Source organism: Streptomyces bicolor, from assembly GCF_000719285.1.
Classification (GTDB): Bacteria; Actinomycetota; Actinomycetes; order Streptomycetales; family Streptomycetaceae; genus Streptomyces; species Streptomyces bicolor.
Genome location: NZ_JOFS01000009.1, coordinates 138,156 through 162,723 on the forward strand (window position 1 = coordinate 138,156; position 24,568 = coordinate 162,723).

General features: G+C 69.5%; 19 protein-coding genes and 2 tRNA genes. 13 read left to right on the plus strand and 8 right to left on the minus strand.

Annotated elements, in window-relative coordinates; genetic code table 11:
- Nucleotides 1–3 precede the first annotated feature (3 nt).
- Nucleotides 4–1,071, minus strand: coding sequence for an ABC transporter substrate-binding protein (locus IF78_RS0113770; protein WP_031476836.1), 1,068 nt, complete (start codon nt 1,069–1,071; stop codon nt 4–6).
- A gap of 208 nt (nt 1,072–1,279) precedes the next feature.
- The gene (locus IF78_RS0113775; RefSeq protein WP_031476837.1) at nt 1,280–2,482 is read right to left on the minus strand and encodes an ROK family transcriptional regulator; all 1,203 of its coding nucleotides are present in this window, start codon (nt 2,480–2,482) and stop codon (nt 1,280–1,282) included.
- Nucleotides 2,483–2,940: 458 nt separating this feature from the next.
- On the opposite strand from IF78_RS0113775, the gene IF78_RS0113780 reads away from it, so the two are divergent.
- Entirely contained in the window at nt 2,941–3,522 is a 582-nt protein-coding gene (locus IF78_RS0113780; RefSeq protein WP_031476838.1) for a biotin transporter BioY, read from the plus strand.
- Between the two features lie 68 nt (nt 3,523–3,590).
- On the opposite strand, the gene IF78_RS0113785 is transcribed toward IF78_RS0113780, so the two are convergent.
- Nucleotides 3,591–4,313, minus strand: coding sequence for an LPXTG cell wall anchor domain-containing protein (locus IF78_RS0113785; protein WP_031476839.1), 723 nt, complete (start codon nt 4,311–4,313; stop codon nt 3,591–3,593).
- Between the two features lie 259 nt (nt 4,314–4,572).
- Between IF78_RS0113785 and IF78_RS0113790 the strand changes: the two genes are divergently transcribed.
- Nucleotides 4,573–6,738 (plus strand): protein kinase domain-containing protein, encoded by a 2,166-nt coding sequence (locus IF78_RS0113790; protein ID WP_037640404.1) that lies wholly within the window; start codon nt 4,573–4,575, stop codon nt 6,736–6,738.
- Here the strand turns inward: IF78_RS0113790 and IF78_RS0113795 are convergent.
- Nucleotides 6,725–8,161, minus strand: a complete 1,437-nt coding sequence (locus IF78_RS0113795; protein ID WP_051827811.1) for an amino acid permease — start codon at nt 8,159–8,161, stop codon at nt 6,725–6,727. The two genes, IF78_RS0113790 and IF78_RS0113795, sit on opposite strands and share 14 nt — an antisense overlap.
- Before the next feature lie 217 nt (nt 8,162–8,378).
- Between IF78_RS0113795 and IF78_RS0113800 the strand changes: the two genes are divergently transcribed.
- Both IF78_RS0113800 and IF78_RS0113805 read left to right on the plus strand, forming a co-directional pair.
- The gene (locus tag IF78_RS0113800; RefSeq protein WP_031476842.1) at nt 8,379–8,864 is read left to right on the plus strand and encodes a ribose-5-phosphate isomerase; all 486 of its coding nucleotides are present in this window, start codon (nt 8,379–8,381) and stop codon (nt 8,862–8,864) included.
- Nucleotides 8,865–9,055: 191 nt separating this feature from the next.
- Nucleotides 9,056–9,871: an Fpg/Nei family DNA glycosylase gene (locus IF78_RS0113805; protein ID WP_031476843.1), complete on the plus strand. Its 816-nt coding sequence runs from the start codon at nt 9,056–9,058 to the stop codon at nt 9,869–9,871.
- A gap of 31 nt (nt 9,872–9,902) precedes the next feature.
- Here the strand turns inward: IF78_RS0113805 and IF78_RS0113810 are convergent, their stop codons facing one another.
- Nucleotides 9,903–11,159 carry a GNAT family N-acetyltransferase gene (locus IF78_RS0113810; protein ID WP_051827813.1) on the minus strand — a complete coding sequence of 419 codons (1,257 nt, stop codon included), beginning with the start codon at nt 11,157–11,159 and terminating at the stop codon, nt 9,903–9,905.
- 162 nt (nt 11,160–11,321) lie between these two features.
- Here IF78_RS0113810 and IF78_RS0113815 point away from each other — a divergent pair, with 162 nt between their 5' ends.
- Nucleotides 11,322–12,500 carry a PP2C family protein-serine/threonine phosphatase gene (locus IF78_RS0113815; protein WP_031476845.1) on the plus strand — a complete coding sequence of 393 codons (1,179 nt, stop codon included), beginning with the start codon at nt 11,322–11,324 and terminating at the stop codon, nt 12,498–12,500.
- A 687-nt stretch (nt 12,501–13,187) separates the two neighbouring features.
- A complete protein-coding gene (locus tag IF78_RS0113820; RefSeq protein WP_031476846.1) occupies nt 13,188–13,652 on the plus strand; it encodes an HD domain-containing protein in 465 nt (154 codons plus the stop codon).
- A gap of 30 nt (nt 13,653–13,682) precedes the next feature.
- Here the strand turns inward: IF78_RS0113820 and IF78_RS0113825 are convergent, their stop codons facing one another.
- Nucleotides 13,683–14,885, minus strand: coding sequence for an acyltransferase family protein (locus IF78_RS0113825; RefSeq protein ID WP_037640407.1), 1,203 nt, complete (start codon nt 14,883–14,885; stop codon nt 13,683–13,685).
- 550 nt (nt 14,886–15,435) lie between these two features.
- On the opposite strand from IF78_RS0113825, the gene IF78_RS0113830 reads away from it, so the two are divergent.
- Nucleotides 15,436–15,630 carry a hypothetical protein gene (locus IF78_RS0113830; protein WP_004001285.1) on the plus strand — a complete coding sequence of 65 codons (195 nt, stop codon included), beginning with the start codon at nt 15,436–15,438 and terminating at the stop codon, nt 15,628–15,630.
- A 90-nt stretch (nt 15,631–15,720) separates the two neighbouring features.
- Nucleotides 15,721–17,853: a serine/threonine-protein kinase gene (locus IF78_RS0113835; RefSeq protein ID WP_031476848.1), complete on the plus strand. Its 2,133-nt coding sequence runs from the start codon at nt 15,721–15,723 to the stop codon at nt 17,851–17,853.
- 81 nt (nt 17,854–17,934) lie between these two features.
- Here IF78_RS0113835 and IF78_RS0113840 read toward each other — a convergent pair.
- Nucleotides 17,935–18,005, minus strand: a tRNA-Gly gene (locus IF78_RS0113840).
- A 132-nt stretch (nt 18,006–18,137) separates the two neighbouring features.
- On the opposite strand from IF78_RS0113840, the gene IF78_RS0113845 reads away from it, so the two are divergent.
- The 5 genes from IF78_RS0113845 to clpX all read left to right on the plus strand — a co-directional run bounded on the left by IF78_RS0113845 (nt 18,138) and on the right by clpX (nt 23,018).
- Nucleotides 18,138–18,214, plus strand: a tRNA-Pro gene (locus tag IF78_RS0113845).
- Between the two features lie 211 nt (nt 18,215–18,425).
- On the plus strand, nt 18,426–19,820 hold the full coding sequence (tig, locus tag IF78_RS0113850) for a trigger factor (protein WP_031476849.1): 1,395 nt from the start codon (nt 18,426–18,428) through the stop codon (nt 19,818–19,820).
- A 374-nt stretch (nt 19,821–20,194) separates the two neighbouring features.
- On the plus strand, nt 20,195–20,800 hold the full coding sequence (locus IF78_RS0113855) for an ATP-dependent Clp protease proteolytic subunit (RefSeq protein ID WP_031476850.1): 606 nt from the start codon (nt 20,195–20,197) through the stop codon (nt 20,798–20,800).
- 70 nt (nt 20,801–20,870) lie between these two features.
- Complete coding sequence (locus IF78_RS0113860; protein ID WP_031476851.1) at nt 20,871–21,551, plus strand: ATP-dependent Clp protease proteolytic subunit; 681 nt, start codon at nt 20,871–20,873, stop codon at nt 21,549–21,551.
- A gap of 180 nt (nt 21,552–21,731) precedes the next feature.
- Nucleotides 21,732–23,018, plus strand: a complete 1,287-nt coding sequence (gene clpX, locus IF78_RS0113865; RefSeq protein ID WP_031476852.1) for an ATP-dependent Clp protease ATP-binding subunit ClpX — start codon at nt 21,732–21,734, stop codon at nt 23,016–23,018.
- 561 nt (nt 23,019–23,579) lie between these two features.
- Here clpX and IF78_RS0113870 read toward each other — a convergent pair.
- Nucleotides 23,580–24,506 (minus strand): hypothetical protein, encoded by a 927-nt coding sequence (locus IF78_RS0113870; RefSeq protein WP_031476853.1) that lies wholly within the window; start codon nt 24,504–24,506, stop codon nt 23,580–23,582.
- Nucleotides 24,507–24,568 lie beyond the last annotated feature (62 nt).

Here is a 24,568-nt window from a genome sequence, read left to right on the forward strand (position 1 = left end):
GGGTCACCTCCGGTATTCCGCGGGTACGGACTTCGCCGCGATGCCCTCGAAGCGGTGGTCGAAGAGCTCGCCGACGTCGAACTTCTTCACGAAGCCGCCCTCCGCGAGAAGATCCGCGGTCTCCTGCTCCCACTGGATGGCCTCGTCCCAACTCGGCGGGAACAGCGGCTTGTTGGCGAGCTCGGAGATGGACTTCGCCTGGGCGAGGGTCAGGTTCTGGGTCTTGACGTAGAACTCCTCGTTCCAGATGTCGGGGTTCTCGTACGTCCACACCTGGCCCTTGGCCCAGTACGGGATGTACGCGGCGACCGCCGCGGCCTTCGCGGGGTCGTTCAGCACGGAGACCGGCGCCCACAGCAGGTTGAGCAGGTCGACGACGTCGGTGGTGATGGTGCGGGCGCCCTTGGACTCGTACTGCGCGAGGTAGGCGGGCGCCTGGGTGTTGCCGAGCGGGGCGATGTCGACCTGGCCGGACTGCAGGGCGGTGAGGAACTGGTTGCTGGTCAGCGGGACCAGCTCCACCTCGTCGTAGGCCAGGCCCGCCTTCTTCAGCGCCCGCAGCAGGACCACGCCCTGCGCCTGGCCCTGCGAGAAGGCGAGCCTCCTGCCCTTGAAGTCCTCGACCGACCGGATGTCGCTGCCGGGCTTGGTGGCGAAGAGGTAGTTGGGCTTGCGGGTGATGTTGATCGCGACGATCTTCGCGTCGAAGCCCTGGTAGTGCGCCTGGATCGGCGGGATGCCCGCGTTGTTGGCGAGGTCCAGGGATCCCGCGCGGAAGGCGTTGATGACATCGGGTCCGGCGCCGATGTTCAGCCAGCCGCCCACCTTGAAGGGCAGCTCGCCCAACTCGGCGAGCTTGAACTGGAGTTGCTGGGTGTTCTGGAACGAGGCGATCTTCAGGCTGGTTCCGGCGGGAACCTTCTTGGCGAGCGGGGCGGTGGAGGCCCCCTCGGCCGCGTCGGCGGCGCTGCTCTCGGCGCAGCCGGTGAGGCCGGCGGCAGCGGCGGTGACGCCCAGCAGTGAGGTCAGGAACAGACGGCGATCGATGCCCGGGGCAGGCAGAGACGGCATGGCAGGACTCCATAAGCCAAAGTGACGGGAAGGCAGGCGGAATTCCGGGCAGGGAAAAGCCAGGGCGGGGGAAATTCACGCAGGGGGAAATGAGCGCTTCACACGCGGCAACGTGTCAGCAACAAAGGGTGCGACAGCTCACGAACAGGCTCATGAGCAGGATGTTCCTGGTCATCGGTGGCCCCTGTCAACATTCCGAGTTTCTGAATTAAATAGCCTCAGGTGAAGCGGCCAGCGGATCCCGGTAGAGCACGTCGAGCGCCACCGATCCACCGGCCACGGCGAGCACGGAATGCGGGAAACCCGTCGGCACGACGGCCGTCGCGCGTTCGTCCCCGACCTCCGCGCGCAACGCGGCGAGGCAGTCCTCCCGGTGCACGACCCCCAACTCGGTCACCACCACCGTCTCCGGATTGAGCACGTCGAGCAGCAGCCCCACCGCCCGGCCGGTCATCCGCGCCCGCTCGGTCAGCAGCCGTACCGCCACCGGATCGCCGTCCGCCGCCGCGCGCACGACATGCATCGGGTTCACCCCGTCGATGACCCCGGCCGCCCGCGCCCTACGGCACAACGTCCGCTCGCTCAGCTCAACTTGGAGGCAGCCGAAACGCCCGCAGTCGCACGTCTCCGTACCGCCCGGCACCGGCAGATGGGCGATGGTCCCGGCCTGGGAGCGGGGCCCGTGGTGCACCTCGTCGTTGGTGGCGAACGCCGCGTCGACCACATTGCCCACGAACAGATGCAGCACGCTCCGGCTGCCGCGCGCCCGCCCGAACAGCCGCTCCGCGTTCACCAACGCCCGCGCGTGCCCGTCCACATGGACCGGCAGCCCGGTGCGTGCGCCGAGCACCTCCCGCACCGGCACCTCGCGCCAGCCCAGCAGCGGGTGTTCGACGACGGTCCCGGAGTCCCGGTCCACCCAGCCGCCGGCCGCGAAGCCGACACCGAGCGGCCGGCTGCCCGGCGCCCCGTCCAGCAGCGCGGCGAGCCCGTCGGCGGCCCCGGCCAGCACGCCGTACGGCTCGATCGACCCCGCGTGCTTCACCTCCCGCTCGGCGACGACCCGTCCGCGCAGATCGAGCAGCGCCACCGTGGTGTACGGCACGGCCACATGCACCCCGCCCACCACGAACCGGGAATCGTCCAGGTCGACCGGCACATGCGGCCGCCCGACCCCCTTGGCCTGCCGGGGCGCGGCGGCCTCCCGGATGAGCCCGAGCTGAGTGAAGCGGGCGCAGTAGTCGGTCACCGAGGCCGGCGACAGCCCGGTCAGCCGGGCGATGGTGCTGCGCGCGACCGGCCCGTGCTCGAGTACGGAGCGCAGGATCACGCTGGCGCTGGTCCGGCGCCGGTCACGGTCGGCGACGCGGGGGACGGGGGACGAAAGGGTGGGTGTCGCGGTATGGGGCATGGGGAACTTCCTCGGGAGCCGGTCCGACACTGCGCCGTTGGGAGCGGGCGAGTCGTACCGACGGGCCGACTCACCCGGGACGGCGACAGGCGGCCGCGCCCACGCGTCGCAGGTCGACATGGCGACGCGACGAGAAGTTCCGGGACTGGGCGACCATGCGCTCGAAGCTAGCAAAGCGGCCACCCGCTGCCCAGACGACGACCGACGGGCGAGACGGCGTCGTCCCACACGGGTCACACGATTGGCGAAACCCCACAGTCGGCTCCCGGACCGGAATGTGAGCTCAACGTCCCTGCCTCAGTGACCGGCATCACGCCGTACCCGGTGTAACAGCCACTCTTTGTCCGGAGCCCACCAAGCCCGCGAACGCGCCTTTGTCGACCACTGACGGTGATCGAGCGAAACACCCTGGGATAGCGTCACACCGTCCCGTACTGCCCTCACCCCGCGGAGTCCCCATGAGCACCGCTGCCGCCGCCCCCGCTCGCACCGGACAGGTCCTCGCCGACCTGATCCCGGCCTCCCGCGCCCGCGACATCGCGCTCGTCGTCGGCGGCGCCGCGTTCACCGGCCTCGCCGCCCAGATCTCCGTGCCCGTGCCGGGCTCCCCGGTGCCGGTGACCGGCCAGACCCTCGCGGTGCTGCTGGTCGGCACGGCCCTCGGCGCCGGCCGCGGCTTCCTCTCCCTCGCGCTGTACGCGCTGGCGGGCATCGCGGGCGTGCCGTGGTTCGCGGACGGCACCTCCGGCGCCGCGGCCCCGTCCTTCGGCTACATCCTCGGCATGATCCTCGCCTCCACCGTCGTCGGCGCCCTGGCCCGCCGCGGCGCCGACCGCACCGCGCTGCGCACGGCCGGCGCGATGCTGCTCGGCGAGGCGATCATCTACGCCGTCGGCGTCCCCTACCTGGCCCTCGCCACCGGCATGTCGGCGACCGCCGCGATCGCGGCCGGCCTCACCCCGTTCCTGATCGGCGACGCCCTGAAGGCGGCCCTGGCCATGGGCGCGCTGCCCACGGTCTGGAAGCTCGCCAACCGCTGACACGCGGTTTCCATGAGGAAGGCCGGGGCGCGGCTTCGCGCCCCGGCCTTCCTCAGCTCTCCGTGGAGTCAGCCCTCCATCCGCCGAGGCCGCCGCTGAGACCACCACAGCCCGGCCGTGCCCGCCGCGATCAGCGTCGCGCCCGCCGCGCCCAGCGGCAGGACGTCACGGCCGAGGCCCGTCTTGGGCAGCTCGTCGGCGCCCGGTGCGACCGGCGTGTTGTCGGTGCCCAACAGCAGCGGGGTGGCCGGGGCGTCGGGCGACGGGTTCGTCGTACCGAACGGCACCGGGCCCTGCTGCCAGTACGTCTTCTTGCCGTCACCGGTCTGGACGGGAAGACAGATCTTGCCGGTCTTGCTCAGGTCGTACGTCGCGTCGACGGCGTACGACTTCGACTCACCGGCGGGGAGATTGTCGATGGGGCAGCTGAATCCGCTGTTCGAGCCCTCGGGAAGGCCGCTTTCCTCGATCGCTGAACAGCCCTCGACATTCTTGACGGTGAGGCCGTCGAAACCGACGACCAGAAGCCTGATCTCTCCGCTGTCCTTGGTCCCTTCGTTCTTCACCGTGGCGGTGATGTCGGTTTCTTGCGAACTATTGTCCACCGAGATTTTTTCGGGCAGCTCGGTGGTCAGTTCCACCCCGGCCGGCGCCTCGTCGATGACCTTTCCCCCCTCGCTGCTGCCGGGTCCCTGCTCGTCCGCGCCGGCAGTGGCGGAAAGGATCAGCACTGCCGAGAAAGATGCCGCGACCAGCGATCCCGCGATGGCCGTCGTGCGACGAGAACTCATGTTCGTCCCCCTTGCCTGCGCCTGAATTCGCAGTACTTGAAGAGCTACCACAAGATTTCTCCGCACTATGCTGGTACGGCGCGAAGTGTGACCATTGTGTTTCAATGGCGGATGTCCGATGCGGCTTCGAGGGGGGTGCAGTGGATTGCCGGGGAATACGGGAAATGCGGGAAGCGCGGGAAATACGAGGAGTGGCGGGCTTCCCGGTTTACTGGTGACGGGGCGCTACCGGCTGGTCGAGAGTATCGGTCAGGGGGGAATGGGGCGGGTGTGGCGAGCGGTCGACGAAATACTCGATCGACTGGTCGCCGTCAAGGAAATGCGCATCGACGGCCTCGATCCGGAGGACACCCGCACCCGCCGCGAACGCACCCTGCGCGAGGCGCGGGCGACGGCGCGGATCGACCACCCCCACGTCGTACGGGTCTACGACGTGGTCGACGAGGGCGAACGCCTGTGGATCGTCATGGAGTTGGTGGCCGGCCGCTCCCTGGAACGGATCGTGGCGGAAGAGGGCCCGCTCGGCCCGTGCGAAACGGCCCGGATCGGCATGGGCCTCGTGGCGGCACTGCGCCAGGTCCACGCCCGCGGTGTCCTGCACCGGGACATCAAGCCGGGCAACGTCCTGGTGGAGGCCGAGGCGCAGGCGGCGAGCGGGCGGGGCCGGGTGGTGCTGACGGACTTCGGCATCGCGGCGATCCAGGACGCCAAAGCCCTCACCATGGTCGGCATGCTGGTCGGCTCGCCCGACTACATGGCGCCCGAGCGCGTCTCCGGCCGCCCCCAGGGCCCACCGTCCGACATCTGGTCCCTGGGCGCCACACTGAGCGCGGCCCTGGCCGGCCGTTCCCCGTTCTCCCGCGACACGACCCTGGCGACCCTGCACGCGGTCCTGTACGAGGAGCCCGAACTGCCGCCGACGGCAGGCCCGTTGAGGGGCGTACTCGCCGCGCTCCTGGACAAGGACCCGTCGGCCCGGCCCGGCCTGGACGATCTGGAGACGGCTCTGCAGCCGGTGGCCTTTCCGGCACCGGTGCCGACGATGCCGGTGCTCGGGGGAGTGGTCGGCGAGTTCCGGGAGCCGGTGGAGGGGCGGGGGCAGGGGGAGCCGGGGAGCGGCGAACCGGGGCAGCGTGAGCCGGTGCGCGGAGGGCCGGTGCGCGGGGAACCCGCCTCGGCGGAGGCACCGGAGCTGCGGCCTGAGCCGCGGCCCGCCCCGCAGCCCGATCAGGGGTCGGCGATCGAGCTCGAGCGGATGGACAACCTCACGCACGAAACCGAGCCGACGCCGGATCCCCCAACGACGGCCGCGCTCAATCCCACCCCCCAGCCGACCCCGCATCCAGAGCCCACGCCGGCCATCCCGGCACCCCAGCCGCCCCCGACGGAGACACCCACTCCCGCCCTTCTGCCGACGCCCCCGACTCTCACCCCGCGCGACCCCCGGCGACCGGACGACGCCGTACACGACGCGATACCGCCGCAACCCTCGATCACCAAGCCGGCCCCATCCTCAACCTCTTCCGCCCCGCGCTCCTCCTCCACCACCAACCCCTCCACCACCCCTCCCTCCTCCACAGAGCCCCCCTCAGAACCCCGCTCAGAGGCCCGCTCCCACCCCCCGGCGGCCCATCATCCCGGCAGTCCCACCCCCCGCCGCCCCGGCGTCTCCCTGTCCCGAGCCGATGCGGTGACCGAGCGGCGGCCCGCCCCGGAGCCGGAGTTCTTGCCCGGCGCCGCACGGCCGTACCACCCGATGCCACCCGGCGAGCTCCCCGGCCCGCCGGTCCCGGCCGAACCCCGGCGAGGGCGGCGCCGTACGGGACGTGTCGCCGTGGCCGTCGGTGTCGTCGCGGCGGGGGCTGTCGTCGCGGTCGTCCTGGCGACCAACCTGGGGTCGCCGGGAGGCAAGGAAGCCGGATCCTCGGCGTCCGCCTCCGCAGAGTCCTCCCCGGGCGCCGGCCCGTCGTCCACGGTCGAGGGCACGTCGAGGCCGCAGAGCCTGCCGCCCGGGTCGCGTCGGGAAGCGGGCGGGTTCGCGTGGGTGCCGCCCGAGGGGTGGCGGCGGGACGTCAAGACCGGGTCGGAGGTGCACTACACCTCGCCGGACGGCAAGCAGGAACTCGCCGCCAAGTCGTCCCTGGCCCGCGACGACCTGATGGACTCCTGGCGGAAGTCGGAGAAGAACGCCCAGCAGGGGCAGCAGTACCGCAAGATCCGCCTGGAGCGGACGACGTTCCGCGGGCACCCGGCGGTCGTCTGGGAGTACACCTTCACCCTGCAGGGCGCGCCCTGGCACGCCCAGCTGCTGGGCTTCACCATGGACGGCAAGTCGTACCAGATCAACACGTGGTACCAGCCGGACATCGAGGCCGAGGCCCTGCGGACCTACGAGAAGGTGAAGGACGGCTTCACGGTGCTGTGACCGCACGGAAAAAGGGAGGGGCGGTGGGGTGCACAGCGCACCCCACCGCCCCTCCACAGGGCGACAGCAGCACGGTCTTGCGGCCGTCGTGCTCGGTGTCGGTGAGCATGTAGCCGAGGACGAAGACGATCAGCGCGGCCGTGGCCCAGGTCAGGTACGGGTACAGCCACATCTTCACGACCAGCTTCTCCGGCGCCTCGGCCTGGATGATCTTGCGCATGCGCAGCTGCGAGAAGCAGATGACCAGCCAGACGAACAGGGCGACCGCGCCGGAGGAGTTGACGAGGAAGAGGAAGACGGAGTCCGGGTAGGCGTAGTTGAAGAACACCGCCACGAATCCGAAGACGACGGAGGCCAGGATCGCCGTGCGCGGCACGCCGTTGCCGGTCGTGCGGGCGAAGGCCCTCGGGGCGTCACCGCGCTCGCCGAGGGAGAAGGCCATGCGGGAGGCGGTGTAGAGGCCGGAGTTCAGACAGGACAGCACCGAGGTCAGCACGATGAAGTTCATGATCTGACCGGCGTGCGGGATACCGAGGGAGTCGAGCGCGGCGACGTACGAGCCGTCGTCGGCGATGGACTTGCTGTCCCACGGCAGCAGCGAGACCACGACGAAGATCGAGCCGAGGTAGAAGACGGCGACTCGCCAGATGATGCTGTTGGTGGCCTTGGTGACGGCCTGCTGCGGGTTCTCGGACTCACCGGCGGCAAGCGTGGCGATCTCGCTGCCCATGAAGGAGAAGACGACCAGCAGCACACCGGTGAGGATGGCCCCGGCACCGTTGGGCAGGAAGCCGCCGTGCTCGGTGAGGTTGCTGATCCCGGCCTGGTCGCTGTCGACGCCCGGCAGCAGACCGAAGACGGCCAGACCGCCGATGACGATGAACGCGGCGATCGCGACGACCTTGATCCCGGCGAACCAGAACTCGAACTCGCCGTACGACCCGACGGACACGAGGTTGGTGGCGGTCAGCACCACCATCACGATCAGGGCCCAGGCCCACTGCGGTACGGCCGGTATCCAGCCCTCCAGGATCACCGCACCGGCGGTCGCCTCGACCGCCAGCACGACGACCCAGAAGAACCAGTACAGCCAGCCGATGGAGAACCCGGCCCAGCGCCCGAGCGCCCGGTCGGCGTGGGCGGAGAACGACCCCGAGGTCGGGTTGGCCGCGGACATCTCACCCAGCATCCGCATCACCAGCACCACGAGCGTGCCGACGAGGGCGTAGGAGAGGAGGATGCCGGGGCCGGCGGTGGCGATACCGGAGCTGGACCCGACGAAGAGTCCGGCGCCGATGACACCGCCGATGGCGATCATGGAGAGATGGCGGTTCTTGAGCCCGGCCTGTAGGCCGTGGCCGCCGGGGGCGGGTCCGGCCGGTCCGGCCGATCCGGCCGTCTTCTGGGTCGGCTGCGAAGTCATGGAACGGATTTCCTTTGCGCCGTGGGGAGCGGTTCTCGTACGGGGGGTGAACGAGCGGTGTACGAGTCGGACCAGTGAATCGGAGGAGAACTGATTCGGAAACCTTTGATTCGGGATTGTTACTTGAGGTTTCCTTGAGCTTCCATAGCCTGCGTCACATTTGACGTGATCGACACCCGACGCTGCTGCCCGGAAACAGCCGTGTCACACTCGTTCCATGCGCGTGTATCTCGGCTCCGACCATGCGGGCTTCGAACTCAAGAACCACCTCGTCGAGTGGCTGAAGGCGGCCGGCCACGACCCGGTCGACTGCGGCCCCCACATCTACGACGCCCAGGACGACTACCCGCCCTTCTGCCTCCGTGCGGCGGAGCGGACGGCCGCGGACGCCGACTCCCTCGGCATCGTGATCGGCGGCTCCGGCAACGGCGAGCAGATCGCCGCGAACAAGGTGAAGGGCGTCCGCGCGGCGCTGGCCTGGAGCGAGGAGACGGCCGCGCTGGGCCGCCAGCACAACAACGCCAACGTCGTCGCGGTGGGTGCGCGCATGCACACGACGGAGGAGGCGACGAAGTTCGTCGAGACGTTCCTGGGCACGCCGTACTCCGGTGATGAGCGTCACACCCGACGCATCGACATGCTCGCGTCCTACGAGACGACAGGCGACCTGCCCCCGATCCCGCCGCACCACCCGCAGCAGTAGCTGGTTTTTTCAGCCCGTCCGGCGTCTGAGGACGAGGCCCTTCAGGGGCCGAAGCGGGGGTCTGGGGGCGGCAGCCCCCAGGGAACCGGGTGGAAGGGGCGGAGCCCCTTCAGGATGGGACGGGCAGGGGCGGCGGGGCGGAAACACCGCACGCCCGGCCCCACCCACCCGCACACGACGAAGGAGCCACCGTGCCTGAGGGGCACACCATCCACCGGCTCGCCCAGGACTACGCGAGCCGGTTCGCCGGCACGGCAGTGCACGTCACCAGCCCCCAGGGCAAGTTCTCCGACGCCGCAGCCCTCCTCGACGGCGCCGAACTCACCCACACCGAGGCCCACGGCAAGCACCTCTTCCTCGGCTTCCGCGACACCGACTGGATCCACATCCACCTCGGCCTCTTCGGCAAGGTCAACTTCGGCGACGCCCCCGCACCCCCAGCCACGGACACCGTCCGCCTCCGCCTGGCCAACGCCACCGCATACGTCGACCTGCGCGGCCCCACCACCTGCGCCCTGATCACGCACACCGAGAAGCAGGCGATACACGACCGTCTCGGCCCCGACCCCCTCCGCGCGGACACCGACGCCGACCCGCACCTGGCATACCGCCGGATCTCCCGCAGCCGTACGACGATCGCCGCCCTGCTCATGGACCAGAAGGTCATCGCGGGCGTAGGCAACGTCTACCGCGCCGAGGTCCTCTTCCGGCACCGCATCGACCCCTACCGCGCGGGCAAGGACATCGCCCCCGCGCAGTGGGACGCCATCTGGACGGACCTCGTCGAGCTCATGCGCGAGGGCGTCCGCAACAACCGCATCGACACCGTACGCCCGGAGCACACCCCCGAGGCGATGGGCCGCCCGCCCCGCGTCGACGACCACGGCGGCGAGGTCTACGTCTACCGCCGGGCCAACCTGCCCTGCCACATCTGTGGCGGCGAGATCCGCACCGCCGACCTCGCCGCGCGCAACCTGTTCTGGTGCCCGAACTGCCAGACTCCGTAGGGGCGTTGCCGGATCCGCCCCCGGCTCGGGCTCAGAACCCGTGCGGCAGCCAAGGCGCCACAGCCGAAGCGAACCCCACCGAGGTCTCCGCCAGCGCCCTCTGCCGCAGCTCCCGCACCCGCCCGGCCGCGCCCAGCGCCTCCAGGCTCACGCCACCGAGATAGGCCGCCCCCAACTCCCGTACGGACAGGGCGAGATCGGCCGCGTCGGTCGTACGCTCGCAGGACGCGCCCTTGGCGTCGCCGGACAGCCGCCAACGCCCGGCGTTCCAGGGGCAGAAGGCGTCCTCGACCTCCAGCACCACATCCACCGGCGCCTGATAGGTCCGCGCCTCCAGTGCGGCCCCGAGGTCCACCAGCCGTACATGCAGGGAATCCCGCACCCGCAGCGCGCAGCGCCGGATGTCGGACACCTGGTACTGCCAGGCCTCGTCCACCGGGCGCCCGTACGCCTTCACCGTGGACGTGAGGTCGATGTCGAACAGGAACCGCCACAGCGCGGCCTGCGCCGCCGGGTCCAGGGCCTCGGTGTCCCGCAGATGGACGACGCCCTTGGGTCCGCCGGCATCCCACTCCGGCTTGACCCGGAAGCGTACGTACCCCACGACCTCGCCGTCCCGCTCCGCCAGCACGCACTGCAAGGGTGACCCGCCGTCCCGGTCGCTCTCCGGGTCGAGCAGCCGGAGCCGCTCCCAGCCGGGCGTCCGTACGAGCATCCCCGGCCGGCCGGGGACCTTGCGCGCGTACACGGCCTCGCACACGTCGAGGACGTCGGCCGCGACGGCGTACCGCAGACGTACGTCATCCGTGCCGGGCGGCACGGACAGGCGGACGCGGGCCGTGTCGATCTCGGAGTTCACATGGAACGTGCCGATGCCGTACCCGAACCGGCCGTAGATCTCCGGCTCGGAGGCGGTCAGCACGGCAAGCGGCCAGCCCCACGCGCGCACGTCGTCGAGCTGCCGGCGCATCATCGACGTCAGGACGCCGCGCCGGCGGTGCGTCGCGGCCACGCTGACCATGGTGACCCCGGCGGCGGGCACGGCGGCACCGCCGGGCACGGTCAGCCGGAAGCTGAAGGCACCGGCCGTGCCCACACACGCGTCCCCGTCCCAGGCACCGAGGGAACGGTCGAACTCGGTGAGGGAGTTCCACAACTCCCGTTCCTCGGCCGCCTCCGGGACCCCGCCGAAGCCGCGGATCAGCGTGTCGTACCAGTTGTCCCAGTCGTCCCGGCGCAACACCCGCAGCTCGGCGTACCCGGGGTGGCTCGCACTGTCTTTCGCCATGAACCATGCCTACCAGGGCATTGCGGGACGAGCGAGGGAATTTCTCGTTGGCGGCGGCGAGACCGCTTTCCGTGAAGTTCACTGTGAAGTTGAACCTCGGACGGGGGACAAGTGGGACCTCCCGTGCCAAGCAGCTGGTCCGATGGATAGGGTCCCGAACTAATGGCAGCAGGACGAGAGCGGCGCACGGCGGCCGAGACGTTCATGGCCCGGTTGAGGATGCAGTGGCACCGGGCCCGCGTCGGCGTGCGCAGAAGCGCGGTGGACTACTTCCGCGGCGACGGCTCGGACTGGATCGCACTGGCCGGCCTGCTCCTGACGGTTCCCCTGATCTGCGCCGTGACGATGGCCAACCCGGTGTGGTTCTCCCCGGCCGCACTGGTCCTCCCCATCGTCGCCGGCGGTCTGCTGCTGCGCCCGGCGAGCCTGCTGGGCCTGTACGCGGCGGCTGCCACGGCGCTGATCGTGGAGTCCGTGCAGCTGGGGCCGTACACGGAGGGCCCGTCCCGCGTGACCCCCGGCGTGGTCCTCGTCGTCGCGGCCTGCGGCTTCTTCGGCCTCCTCATCGCGCAGTTCCGCAGCCGCGTGGGCGTGCCCTGGCGGCGCGGCGGCACGATGCTCTTCGACCTGCGCGAACGCATCCGCGTCCAGAGCAAGCTGCCGAGCCTGCCGCACGGCTGGCATCGCGAGATGGCGCTGCGCCCGGCGGGCGGCCAGTCCTTCTCCGGCGACTTCGTGGTGGCGGCCCGCACCAACGGCGGCCGCACCCTGGAGGTCGTCCTGACGGACGTGTCCGGCAAGGGCATGGACGCGGGCTCGCGCGCCCTCCTCCTCTCGGGCGCCTTCGGCGGCCTCCTGGGCAGCCTCCCCCCGCACGCCTTCCTGCCCGCGGCCAACGGCTACCTCCTCCGCCAGGACTGGGACGAGGGCTTCGCCACGTCGATCCACCTGGTCCTGGACCTCGACTCGGGCGACTACGAGCTGTACTCGGCGGGCCACCCGCCGGGCCTGCAACTGAGCGCGGGCAGCGGCCGCTGGGAGGAGAAGGCGGCCGAGGGCCCCCTTCTCGGCGTGTACGACGGCGCCCAGTTCGACCCCGTGAAGGGCTCGCTGCGCCCCGGCGACGTGCTGATGCTCTTCACGGACGGCCTGGTCGAGACATCGGACCGCGACATCGTCGAAGGCATCGACCGCCTCACCGGCGAGGCCGACCGCTACGTCGCCGGCGGCTTCCACGGCGCCGCGTGGCACCTCATCGAGGCGGTCGCAAAGGACGTCAACGACGACCGCGCCCTCCTACTGATCTGCCGCGAGGGCCCCACAGCAACGGCGACCCGCTGACCCTCCGGGTCCACACGTCACGCCGCCGGTCACGACCTTTCAGCGGATCCGGCGTTGAGGACGGGGCGACTCCGTCCCGGGGCCCAGTGTCCGGTGTCCGAGGCCGAGGCCACACCACCCCCCAGCCCCCACCCACCCGCGGGGGGTGTCTTCGTCGGGTGGCGGTGCTTTCTCGGTGTCGGCCAGTGTCTTTGAGCGGGTCGGGTGTTCGAGGCCGAGGCCACACCGTTCCTAGCTTCCGCCCGCCCGCGAGGGGTGTCTTCGTCGGGTGGCGGTGCTTTCTCGGCGTCGGCCAGTGTCTTTGAGCGGGTCGGGTGTCCGAGGCCGAAACCACGCCACCCCCCAGCCCCACCCACCCGCAGGGGGTGTCTTCTTCGGGTGGCGGCGCCTTCTCGGTGTTGGGCAGTGTTTTTCAGTGGGTCGGGTGTCGAGGCCGAAACCACACCACCCCCCAGCCCCCACCCACCCGCAGGGGGCGTCTTCCTCGGGCGGCGGCGACTTTTCGGCGCCGGGCCGTATCTCTCAGCCCGTCTGGGGGTGCCCCCTCTGGGGGAGTTTGAGGACGAGGCCCTTTCGGGGCCGAAGCGGGGGTCTGGGGGCGGCAGCCCCCAGAGGGGCCGGGGTCGAAGGGGCAGCGTCCCTGGGGGATGGGACGGGTAGGGCCGGCGGGGGCGAGACACTGGACCGGTGACCGAGACACCCCGAACCCAGCTGTCCCTCGCCGCCGTGGAGGCCATCGCCCGCGCCGCCCACGAGGGCCAGACCGACAAGGCCGGACGCCCCTACACCGAGCACCTGAGGGCCGTGGCCGACGGCGTACGCACCCGCGGCGGCGACCCCGAACAGATCGCCGCAGCCTGGCTCCACGACGCCGTCGAAGACGACGCGCTCGACGAACGATGGCTCGCAGAGGCCCCCCTGAGCCCCCGCACGAAGGCCATCGTGCTCGCGCTCACCAAGCGCGACGGAGAATCCCCCGAGTCGTACGCACAGCGCATCCTCGCCACCGACGGCGCGCTCCTGGTCAAGCAGTCCGACCTGGCGCACAACGCGGACCCCACACGCCTCGCGCTCCTCGACGAGGCGACCCGGAAACGACTGACCGAGAAGTACGCAAAGATGCGCGCACTTCTCGGTCTGGCCGGCGAGTGACGTCCCACAGAAGGAACCGGGGCATTCCGGTCAGGCGTTGACCTTCTCCCGAGCGGCCGCACCCTCACGCTTCTCGCGCTCACGCGCCAGCTGCGCCGCATCCCGCTTGAACGCCCACTCCATCTTGGGCTCCATCGCGAACCGGAACACCCGCTGCACCGGCTTGGTGCACAGCAGGGTGACACCGATCGCCGCGCAGACGGTGACGAAGATCTCGCCCAGCGGGCGCTGCAGCCACGCGTGGTCGAACCAGCCCTGGTAGTCACCGGCCTTCACGACGAAGCCGTGCAGCAGATAGCCGTACAGCGTGCCCGCGCCCAGTGCCGTGAACCACATGTGGCGGCGCGGCACCCAGGCGAAGAAGCAGGCCGTCAGCAGCAGCGAGCAGCCGAACATCGCCAGCACCATCACCGGCCCGCTCCACCACGGCGCGGCCAGCTCCTGCGCGGCGTCACGGTGGTAGAACCACGCGGTGTTCATGCGCGGCACGGCCCACCATCCGAAGGCCAGCGCCACCGCGAACACCGGCACGGACAGGATCCGCACCGTACGCGTGCGCACCATGTGGAAGTGCTCGGGCTTCATGATCAGACCCAGCACGAAGTACGGCAGGAACTGCAGCACCCGCTGCAGGTCCAGGTCGTCGCCGATCTCCGGGGTGACCGTCGCCGCCATGGCGAGGCCGAGCGCGACGGGCAGCGGCCAGCGCACCATCTTCCAGATGGGGGTGGTCATCCGCCAGATGAACAGCGCGCACAGGAACCAGGTCAGATACCACGGGTCCAGGAGACTGATCTCCTGGCTCGGGTCCTCGTCGATCCAGCGCTTGAAGAGCGGATACGCCGTCTCGAAGACGATGTACGGCACGGCGACGCCGGTGATCAGCCGCTTGAGCCGACTGGGAGTCGCGTCGAAACTGCGCGAGAAGAAGCCGGAGATGATGATGAACGCCGGCATGTGGAAGGTGTACACGACGGTGTACACGCCCTCCAGGATCCGGCTGTCGCCCTTGATGGGCTCCCAGGCGTGTCCTATCGCGACCAGTACGATCGCCAGGTACTTGGCGTTGTCGAAGAACGCGTCGCGCTGCTTGGCACCGCTGGACGCGGGTCTGTTGTCCGCCTGAGCCTGCCGGCTCTGCGGTGAGCGCGGACTCGGCACGCCGTCCGCCGACGACTGTGCCGGGGGAAGGGGCGCTCTGTTGTGGCCGTGCGGGCGCAGCGAGTTCGTCACAGACCCTCCCGCCGGAATCCGGGGGAGTCGATCCGGGACCTCGCTGCGCATACGGGGGACGAGACAGCGTGGAACATCTGAGGCACCCTAGCGTTGTCTGTGTGATTTCGTAAAACCCCCGAGGTTGTTCGTGGTTATTGCGCTCGATGACGCGTGTACAACGAACATGCACCTGTCGGCCACCTGTTGGCCACCCGTCTTGTCCGGATTCATCCTGACTAAAAGGTGCATATGACCAGGAGTTGCCTGCGGCGCAATGATCATTGAATGATCACCACGTCAAGAATTCGAAATGCCCGCGAACACGTTGTGTGCCGATGGAAACGATCTCGCCGAATTCCCTGTGCGGGTGTCCGGTCGAAAAGCAGTACGGGCACAAGACGCAAGGTCCGGAGCGCTCGCGACCCGCACAGATCCGGCACAGGTGTGGCGAACGAAACGTCACGTGCCGCATAGCGGGGCCCGGTTGGTGGCACGATGGTTCTGGCGGGGGTGCGCGGGGTCGCGTCCCCGGGCCGGGAGAGCGGACCGACCGAGGGTGTGATCTGTTGTGGCCATTTCGCTGTCAGTGGTGCTGCTGTTGGCGATCGTCTTGGTGGTGCTGATCCGTGGCGGATCCCTGAAGGCCGGCCCCGCCGTAGTCGCCGTGCTGTTCGGCTTCTTCCTGGCCTCGACCGGGATGGCCGACGACATCCAGCGGTTCCTCAACTCGATAGCCGAGACCATCAACTCGATCCAGTTCTAGGGTCCGTGGGGCCGCCCGGAAGGGTACGGATACCCTCGTTCGTGATCGTCGAACGTACGAAACGACGGTGCGGAACGGGGGACGTACGGGATGGCGCTGCGCGAGACCGACCCGGCGGAAGTGGGCGGCTACCGGATCGAGGACCGCCTCGGCTCCGGTGGCATGGGCGTGGTGTACCTGGCCCGTTCCGCCTCCGGCCGCCGTCTCGCCCTCAAGGTCGTGCACGCGCAGTACGCCGACGACGACGAGTTCCGCATCCGCTTCCGCCGCGAGGTGGCCGCCGCCCGCCAGGTCAGTGGTGCCTTCACGGCCCCCGTCGTGGACGCGGACGCCGACGCGCCGCGCCCCTGGATGGCCACGCTCTACATCCCCGGCGAGGACCTCGGCACCCATGTCCGCCGCCACGGCCCGCTGCCGCTGCCGAAGTTGCGCGAACTCGCCGCAGGGCTCTCGGAGGCGCTGCGCGACATCCACCGCGCCGGAATGATCCACCGGGACCTGAAACCGGCCAATGTGATGCTCGCCGAGGACGGCCCCCGCGTCATCGACTTCGGCATCTCCCGCGCCGCCGAGTTCGCGGCCTCCGACGTCCTCACCCAGACCGGCCGCGTGATGGGCACCCCGCCCTACATGTCCCCCGAGCAGTTCTCCTCGCCGCAGGAAGTGGGCCCCGCCGCCGACGTCTTCTCCCTCGGCTCGGTCCTCGCCTACGCCGCCACCGGCCGCGGCCCCTTCGACAGCCCGAGCCCCTACGAGACGGCCCTACGGGTCGTCGACGGCGATGCGGAACTCGACGGCGTACCGGACGAATTGCTCCCTTTCATCCGCCTGTGCCTGGAAAAGCATCCGAAGTCCCGCCCCACCACCACCGAACTCCTCACGCTCCTGCGTGACGGCCGCCTGCCCGACCCACGCCCCGAACCCGGCCCCGCGACCACCCCGGACGAGCCGTCCGCCCCACGCCGGCGGCGCCGCAGCCGACTCCTCCTCGTCTCCGCCCTGAGCGCCCTGCTGCTGGCCGCCGCGACCACCGTCACCGTCGTGGCGGTCAACGCCGAGCCGACCCCGGCCGCGCGCGACCTCCCCGCCGGCTGGCGTGCCTGGCAGGCCAAGGACACCCACGACCCCGAGGGCTTCGCCGGGGGCTCCTTCACGAACTGTGCCGTCGCCGACGGCGGCCTCATCTGCGCGGGCGACGACGTCAAGGCGGCACGCTTCGAGCTCGCCACCGGCAGGGTCGCCTGGAGCAGCCCCGTGGATCCCACCCCGGACGAGACGGGCAGCTCCGAGGGCGAGGTGCTCGGCACCAACGAGGACCGGGTCTACGTCTACGAGAACAACGAGGTCCCGAACAAGAACGAACCCGGCTCGATGATCTACGACTACTCGATCCAGGGCCTCGACGCCCGCTCCGGCTCGGTCCTGTGGTCCCGGCGCGTATGGCACGGCACGGAGGCGAGCGCCCCCAGCATTGGCCCGGGCGGCGCCCAGTCGAACGTCGGCGTCGTCCCGCAGGGCGTCCTGAGCGCGGACCCGGTCAAGTCGATGTCGTACACGCTGCTCGACGCCGCCACCGGCAAGCCGCGCTGGCGGCGTTCCCTGCCCAAAGCCGACATCTGCGACCTGCGTGCCGTCGCCGGGAACGGCTACCTCCTGTGCTCCGACGCCGGGGGCGAGCGGGCCAGGGTCATCCGTATCGACCCCGCCACCGGCGCACCTCGCTGGACGGTCGGCGTGTCCGGCTCGCTGACGCTGGTGGGGCAGGCCGACGGCCGCCTGCTGTTCGTCGACGACAGCACCGCCGCCTACGGCTCCCTCACCGCGATCGACGTCGCCGACCACACCAAGCACACCGTGCGCCTGGCCCGCCCGGTGGCCGCCGGCGGCACAGGTACCGTCAGCGACGGCACGGTCTTCTTCACCACCTCCAGCGGACGCGTCCAGGCGGTGGACCCCCGCACCGGCCGCCGCCTCTGGGACACCCGCTCCTCCGTCGAGTCCCCCGGCCCCCCGCTCGCCTTCGGCGCGTACGTCATCATCGCCTCGCCCGGCGGCCGCCTGGCCGCCCTGGACCGCGACACCGGCAGGGAACGCGACGCCCGCCCCAGCCCCGGCGGCGACGCCGCGGCCGGCAGCGGCCTCCCCATCACCCGCTCCGGCGACGCCCTCTACGTCCCCTACGGCGTGCGCTCCGTCTACTCCGTGGACGCGGCCAACCTCTAGACCAGGCGCGTGCGCGTCTCGGGACACGCGGCCGGACATGCGAAGGGCCCGGTTCACGGAACCGGGCCCTTCGGCATACAGAGCGGGCGACGGGAATCGAACCCGCGTAGCTAGTTTGGAAGACTAGGGCTCTACCATTGAGCTACGCCCGCACAGCGACACGCCGCAGGTCAGGTGACCGCGGCACTGCAGGCATCGTAGCGGGTCGGGCCCCCTCGGCGCACACCCCGTAAATGCGGCCGCCCCACTGCCTGCGGCCATGTACCCTACGTGTCGCACCAGCACGGGGTGTGGCGCAGCTTGGTAGCGCGTCCGCTTTGGGAGCGGAAGGCCGTGGGTTCAAATCCCGCCACCCCGACCACGACCGGTCACCACCGGCCATCATGTGCGACGACCTCGGGTGATCGTGTCCCTTGATCGCCTTTGAGGGCGTGTGGCCGCTGCCGTTACTATGCAAGCTGCACGCCCGTGTGTCTCTCCGTACGAAGTCACGAAGTCCTCCGGGCGGCGAATCCGCCGGACCAGTCTGGCTCCGGCAGAAACCAAGAAGTCAGCCACAAGGAGACCGAACCGTGAAGAGCGCCGTGGAGACCCTGAACCCGACCCGGGTTCGGCTCACTGTCGAGGTGCCCTTCGAGGAGCTCAAGGACAGCCTCGACGCGGCGTACAAGAAGATCAACCAGCAGGTCACGGTGAAGGGCTTCCGGAAGGGCAAGATCCCGGCGCGCGTCATCGACCAGCGGTTCGGCCGCGGTGCGGTCCTGGAGGAGGCGGTCAACGACGCGCTTCCGAAGTTCTACACCGAGGCGGTCAACGAGGCCGAGCTCTCCGTCCTGGGCCAGCCCGAGGTCGACATCACCGAGCTGAAGGACGGCGAGACGCTGAACTTCACCGCCGAGGTCGACGTCCGCCCGGCCATCGAGATCCCGGACTACTCCGGCATCGAGGTCGAGGTCGACGCCGTGGAGGTGACCGACGAGGACATCGAGAAGTCGGTCGAGCAGCTCCGCGAGCGCTTCGCCTCCACCTCCCCGGTCGAGCGTGCCGCCGAGGACGGCGATGTCGTCACCATCGACCTGGAGGCCAAGGTCGACGGCGAGGTCCTCGAGGACGGCGTCGCGAACGGCGTCTCGTACACCATCGGCTCCGGCGAGCTGCTGGACGGCATCGACGACGCCGTGAAGGGCCTGGAGGCCGGGGCTGAGGCCACCTTCACCTCCGAGCTCAAGGGCGGCTCGGCGGCCGGCAAGGAGGCCGAGGTCACCGTCAAGGTCACCCAGGTCGCCGCGCGCGAACTGCCCGAGCTGGACGACGACTTCGCGCAGCTCGCCTCCGAGTTCGACACCCTCGACGAGCTCAAGGCCGACAGCCGCAAGCGCCTCGAGAACATGAAGCAGTTCGACCAGGCCACGCAGGCCCAGGAGCGCGTCCTGGAGAAGCTGCTGGAGCTCGTCGAGGTGCCCGTCCCCGAGAAGCTGCTCGAGGACGAGATCAACACCCGTAAGCACAACCTCGAGCACCACCAGCTCGGCCAGATGGGCCTCACCCTCGACAAGTACCTGGAGATCCAGGGCAAGAGCGCCGAGGAGTTCGAGACCGAGACCCGCGAGGCCGCGGTCAAGGGCATCAAGACCCAGTTCGTGCTCGACGAGCTCGTCAAGCAGGAGAAGCTGAACGTCAACCAGGAGGAGCTCACCGAGCACCTCATGCGCCGCGCCGCCTCCTCCGGCATGTCCCCCGACCAGTTCGCCCAGGCGGTCGTCGAGGGCGGCCAGGTTCCGCTCCTGGTCGGCGAGGTCGCCCGCGGCAAGGCCCTGGCCGTCGTGGTCGAGAAGGCCGTGGTCAAGGACACCAACGGCGAGATCATCGACCTGGAGGACGAGGACGAGATCGAGGCCGCCGTGGAGACGGTGGAGGCCGCCGAGGGCACCGCCGACGAGGCCGCCGAGGAGAAGTCCGAGGGCTGAGCCCACGGCACCGAGTAACTCGTAGGAAGGGCCCTGGGGAGCACAATCCCCGGGCCCTTCTTCCGTACGGCCGTGCAGCGTCCCCAAAGGGGCGCGGGGCTGTATCGATGTGCGGCTCCGCCGCGCGGGCGCGACCAGCCACAATCAGCCCGCAGCCGCCCACTGCCCGCGGAGCTACGGCGAGGGACGCGGCCCACTCTGCGGAGCGCACCGCGCTACGCCCCCGGCGAACACCCGGGGAACCGGGATGGCACCGCCCAGCCTGCGCGTTAGGGTCCATGAGTATGAGGGCAGGGGAGCCTCCGTTGCCCACAGAAGACGTAAGACGGCCCGGCGCCGTCGTAAGACGAGCAGGTGGATACGTGACGAATCTGATGCCCTCCGCCGCCGGCGAGCCTTCCATCGGCGGTGGCCTCGGCGACCATGTCTACAACCGGCTGCTCAACGAGCGGATCATCTTCCTCGGCCAGCCGGTCGACGACGACATCGCGAACAAGATCACCGCGCAGCTGCTGCTCCTTGCCGCTGACCCGGACAAGGACATCTACCTCTACATCAACAGCCCCGGCGGCTCGATCACGGCCGGTATGGCGATCTACGACACCATGCAGTACATCAAGAACGACGTGGTGACGATCGCCATGGGCCTCGCCGCCTCCATGGGCCAGTTCCTGCTCAGCGCGGGCACCCCCGGCAAGCGCTTCGCGCTGCCGAACGCCGAGATCCTGATCCACCAGCCCTCCGCGGGCCTGGCCGGCTCGGCCTCCGACATCAAGATCCACGCCGAGCGGCTGCTGCACACCAAGAAGCGCATGGCCGAGCTCACCTCGCAGCACACCGGCCAGTCGGTCGAGCAGATCACCCGCGACTCGGACCGCGACCGCTGGTTCGACGCGTTCGAGGCCAAGGAGTACGGCCTCATCGACGACGTGATCGCCACGGCCGCCGGCATGCCGGGCGGCGGCGGCACCGGGGCCTGAGCCCCAGCAGGGGGCGCACGGCCCCCAGCACAGCCCCCAGCCGACCGCCTCAGCCCCTAGGAGACAGACAGTGAACGACTTCCCCGGCAGCGGCCTGTACGACCGCGCACGCGCCGAGAGCACGGTGCCCGTCGCCGAGTCCCGGTACGTCATCCCCCGCTTCGTCGAGCGCACCTCGCAGGGCATCCGCGAGTACGACCCGTACGCGAAGCTCTTCGAGGAGCGCGTGATCTTCCTCGGTGTGCAGATCGACGACGCCTCCGCCAACGACGTCATGGCGCAGCTGCTGTGCCTGGAGTCGATGGACCCGGACCGGGACATCTCGGTCTACATCAACAGCCCGGGCGGCTCCTTCACCGCGCTCACGGCGATCTACGACACGATGCAGTTCGTGAAGCCGGACATTCAGACGGTCTGCATGGGCCAGGCGGCCTCCGCCGCCGCCGTCCTGCTGGCCGCCGGCACGCCCGGCAAGCGCATGGCGCTGCCCAACGCGCGCGTGCTGATCCACCAGCCGTACAGCGAGACCGGCCGCGGTCAGGTCTCCGACCTGGAGATCGCCGCCAACGAGATCCTCCGGATGCGCTCGCAGCTGGAGGAGATGCTGGCCAAGCACTCCACCACGCCGATCGAGAAGATCCGCGAGGACATCGAGCGCGACAAGATCCTCACGGCCGAGGACGCGCTGTCGTACGGGCTGATCGACCAGATCATCTCCACGCGGAAGATGAACAACGCCGACGTTCGCTGACGCGGACCCGGTATTGTCTGCTGCCCCTTGGCACGGTTTGGGACGGTGCACGTCAAAGTGAACCGCGCCAAGGGGGGCCCGAACGGGGGGCTCGGCAAGGTACCGTCGGACATAAGGCAGCACCAGGAGCCGCTGGATACGAAACGTCCAGTCGTCTCCCAGGCGAAGGGGAAGCACACCGTGGCACGCATCGGTGACGGCGGCGATCTGCTCAAGTGCTCGTTCTGCGGCAAGAGCCAGAAGCAGGTCAAGAAGCTCATCGCAGGCCCTGGTGTGTACATCTGCGACGAGTGCATCGATCTCTGCAACGAGATCATCGAGGAAGAGCTCGCGGAGACCAGTGAGGTCCGCTGGGAGGAACTGCCCAAGCCGCGCGAGATCTACGAGTTCCTCGAGGGGTACGTGGTCGGCCAGGAGGCGGCGAAGAAGGCCCTCTCCGTCGCCGTCTACAACCACTACAAGCGCGTCCAGGCCGGCGAGAACGGCGGCGGTCAAAGCCGCGAGGACGCCATCGAGTTGGCGAAGTCCAACATCCTGCTGCTGGGCCCCACGGGCTCCGGCAAGACGCTGCTCGCGCAGACCCTGGCCCGCATGCTGAACGTCCCGTTCGCGATCGCCGACGCGACGGCGCTGACGGAGGCCGGGTATGTCGGCGAGGACGTCGAGAACATCCTGCTGAAGCTGATCCAGGCGGCCGACTACGACGTGAAGAAGGCCGAGACCGGGATCATCTACATCGACGAGATCGACAAGGTCGCGCGGAAGAGTGAAAATCCGTCGATCACCCGGGACGTCAGCGGCGAGGGTGTCCAGCAGGCCCTGCTGAAGATCCTCGAGGGCACCACCGCCTCGGTCCCGCCGCAGGGCGGCCGTAAGCACCCCCACCAGGAGTTCATCCAGATCGACACGACGAACGTCCTGTTCATCGTGGGTGGCGCCTTCGCCGGACTGGAGAAGATCATCGAGTCCCGGGCCGGCGCCAAGGGCATCGGCTTCGGCGCGACGATCCGCTCCAAGCGCGAGCTGGAGGCCAAGGACCAGTTCGAGGACGTCATGCCCGAGGACCTGGTCAAGTTCGGCATGATCCCCGAGTTCATCGGCCGGCTGCCCGTCATCACGAGCGTCCACAACCTGGACCGCGAGGCCCTGCTCCAGATCCTGGTCGAGCCCCGCAACGCGCTGGTGAAGCAGTACCAGCGCCTCTTCGAACTCGACGGCGTGGAACTCGACTTCGAGCGCGAGGCCCTGGAGGCCATCGCCGACCAGGCCATCCTCCGCCAGACCGGCGCGCGCGGCCTGCGCGCCATCATGGAGGAGGTCCTGATGTCGGTGATGTACGAGGTCCCGTCCCGCAAGGACGTGGCGCGGGTCGTCATCACGGCGGACGTCGTTCACTCGAACGTGAACCCGACGCTGGTGCCGCGCATCCTGGGCAAGAACGACGGGCGGCACGAGAAGAGCGCGTAACGCTGCACTGTGCTCGTACACAGATGAGGGTGCTCAGCCGATGAGTCGGCTGGGCACCCTCACTGCTTACCGAAAAGATCAAGACGATCCCCATCGAACGCTTGTGCCTTACATCTGCCCTCGGTTTAGATCTTCTGTGACCGAAGGAAACGGGAGGTAAGGACATGGCGTCCTTGAAGACGAAGCGTGTGCTGGCGACCGTGGCCGTGACGGTTGCTGCGGGGGTCCTTCCCCTGGTGGCAGCGGCCCCGGCACACGCCGATTTGGCTGACTGCGCGGCTTATCTTCACCACAGGGACTATGTGGTGGGTCCCAAGGTGAAGCATGCTTGCGGCTGGCCGGCTACTCATGCTCCGGCTCCTTGGGGCGATATACCGAGTCCGCAGTGTCTCGTGGAGCTGAAAGCCATTAACGTCAAGGAGGCCCATGCCGTCGCTGCCTGTAAGCGGGCTTAGAGCGGGGCGAATTGTGTCGCGGGCTACTTAGTTCGTAGCGATACGTCTCCTATGCGTGAGGGGCTCAGCCAGCTGGCTGAGCCCCTCACGCATGAGTCCTGATGGGTCAGGCCTTGACGCGAATGTCTTCGCGAACCTTGGCCGCCAGCTGTGCAGCCTCCTCCATCGGTGTGCTCTTGCCCGCGGCCAGGCTGGCAACATCGAATCCCAGCACGTAGGTGACTGTGCTGTGGTCAGCCCAGATGCAGAACGGCATCGTCACGGTCTGGCCGGATTCTGTGGTCTCGATCTCCTGGCACTTCATGATGCCGTTCTCGAAGCCAGTGGGTGTGAACTCCTTGGGGCTGCCCACGATTTTGCCGCTACCGGAGCCCTTCGCAGCGCCCTCACTGACTTGCGAGAACATCGCATCGACGACCACTTCCGGGTTGTTGATGGTGCCGTACACGCCGGCGAATATCAGACTCTTCGCCGTGAGGCCCGATCCTGCGGTGTAGCTCGCGCTGACACCCTTGGGATCCTCCACGCCCCACGACTCCGCGTCGTCAAGGTCGCTCTCGGTCATAGCGCCGTTACCAGCGTCGCTGCCCTTCTTGTATTCCCCGTCGAGAATCGTCGACGGGGTGGTCAGCTTGTGTGCCCCGTCGTCGGCGATGTCCGAACCGCCGCTCCCGCTGCCGAACACGAAGTACGCCCCGACGCCGATGGCGACCACGACCGCGACCGCGCCGAGGATGATGGCCGTCTTCTTGTTGCCGCCGCCCTCCGGGGCCGGCGGCTGCGGCATCCCGTACGGGGCCTGGCCGTAGGGCGGCTGCTGGCCGTACGGCGGCTGCTGGGGCGGGACACCCTGCGGGGGCTGCTGCGGATAGCCGTAGCCGGGCTGGGGCTGCGGCGGAGCTGGAGGAGCCTGCTGGGGGTAGCCGTAGCCGGGCTGCGGCGCCTGCGGCTGCTGGCCGTACGGACCGGGCTGGCCGTGCGGTCCGGGCTGCTGGGGCTGCCCGCCGTACGGGCCCGGCTGGTTGTAGCTCATTTCTGGGTTCCCCTCCAGATGTTTATGTGTTCCCGACATCCTGGCGCAGGCCCGGAAACGGC

Coding starts and splice junctions, on each gene's coding strand:
- IF78_RS0113785 (WP_031476839.1), bottom strand. CDS start 4,313: ATGAGTTCTCGTCGCACGACGGCCATCGCGGGATCGCTGGTCGCGGCA.
- IF78_RS0113795 (WP_051827811.1), bottom strand. CDS start 8,161: ATGACTTCGCAGCCGACCCAGAAGACGGCCGGATCGGCCGGACCGGCC.
- IF78_RS0113870 (WP_031476853.1), bottom strand. CDS start 24,506: ATGAGCTACAACCAGCCGGGCCCGTACGGCGGGCAGCCCCAGCAGCCC.
- IF78_RS0113780 (WP_031476838.1), top strand. CDS start 2,941: ATGAGCACCGCTGCCGCCGCCCCCGCTCGCACCGGACAGGTCCTCGCC.
- IF78_RS0113775 (WP_031476837.1), bottom strand. CDS start 2,482: ATGCCCCATACCGCGACACCCACCCTTTCGTCCCCCGTCCCCCGCGTC.
- IF78_RS0113815 (WP_031476845.1), top strand. CDS start 11,322: ATGGCAGCAGGACGAGAGCGGCGCACGGCGGCCGAGACGTTCATGGCC.
- IF78_RS0113810 (WP_051827813.1), bottom strand. CDS start 11,159: ATGGCGAAAGACAGTGCGAGCCACCCCGGGTACGCCGAGCTGCGGGTG.
- IF78_RS0113835 (WP_031476848.1), top strand. CDS start 15,721: ATGGCGCTGCGCGAGACCGACCCGGCGGAAGTGGGCGGCTACCGGATC.
- IF78_RS0113770 (WP_031476836.1), bottom strand. CDS start 1,071: ATGCCGTCTCTGCCTGCCCCGGGCATCGATCGCCGTCTGTTCCTGACC.
- IF78_RS0113800 (WP_031476842.1), top strand. CDS start 8,379: ATGCGCGTGTATCTCGGCTCCGACCATGCGGGCTTCGAACTCAAGAAC.
- IF78_RS0113790 (WP_037640404.1), top strand. CDS start 4,573: ATGGGGCGGGTGTGGCGAGCGGTCGACGAAATACTCGATCGACTGGTC.
- IF78_RS0113855 (WP_031476850.1), top strand. CDS start 20,195: ATGCCCTCCGCCGCCGGCGAGCCTTCCATCGGCGGTGGCCTCGGCGAC.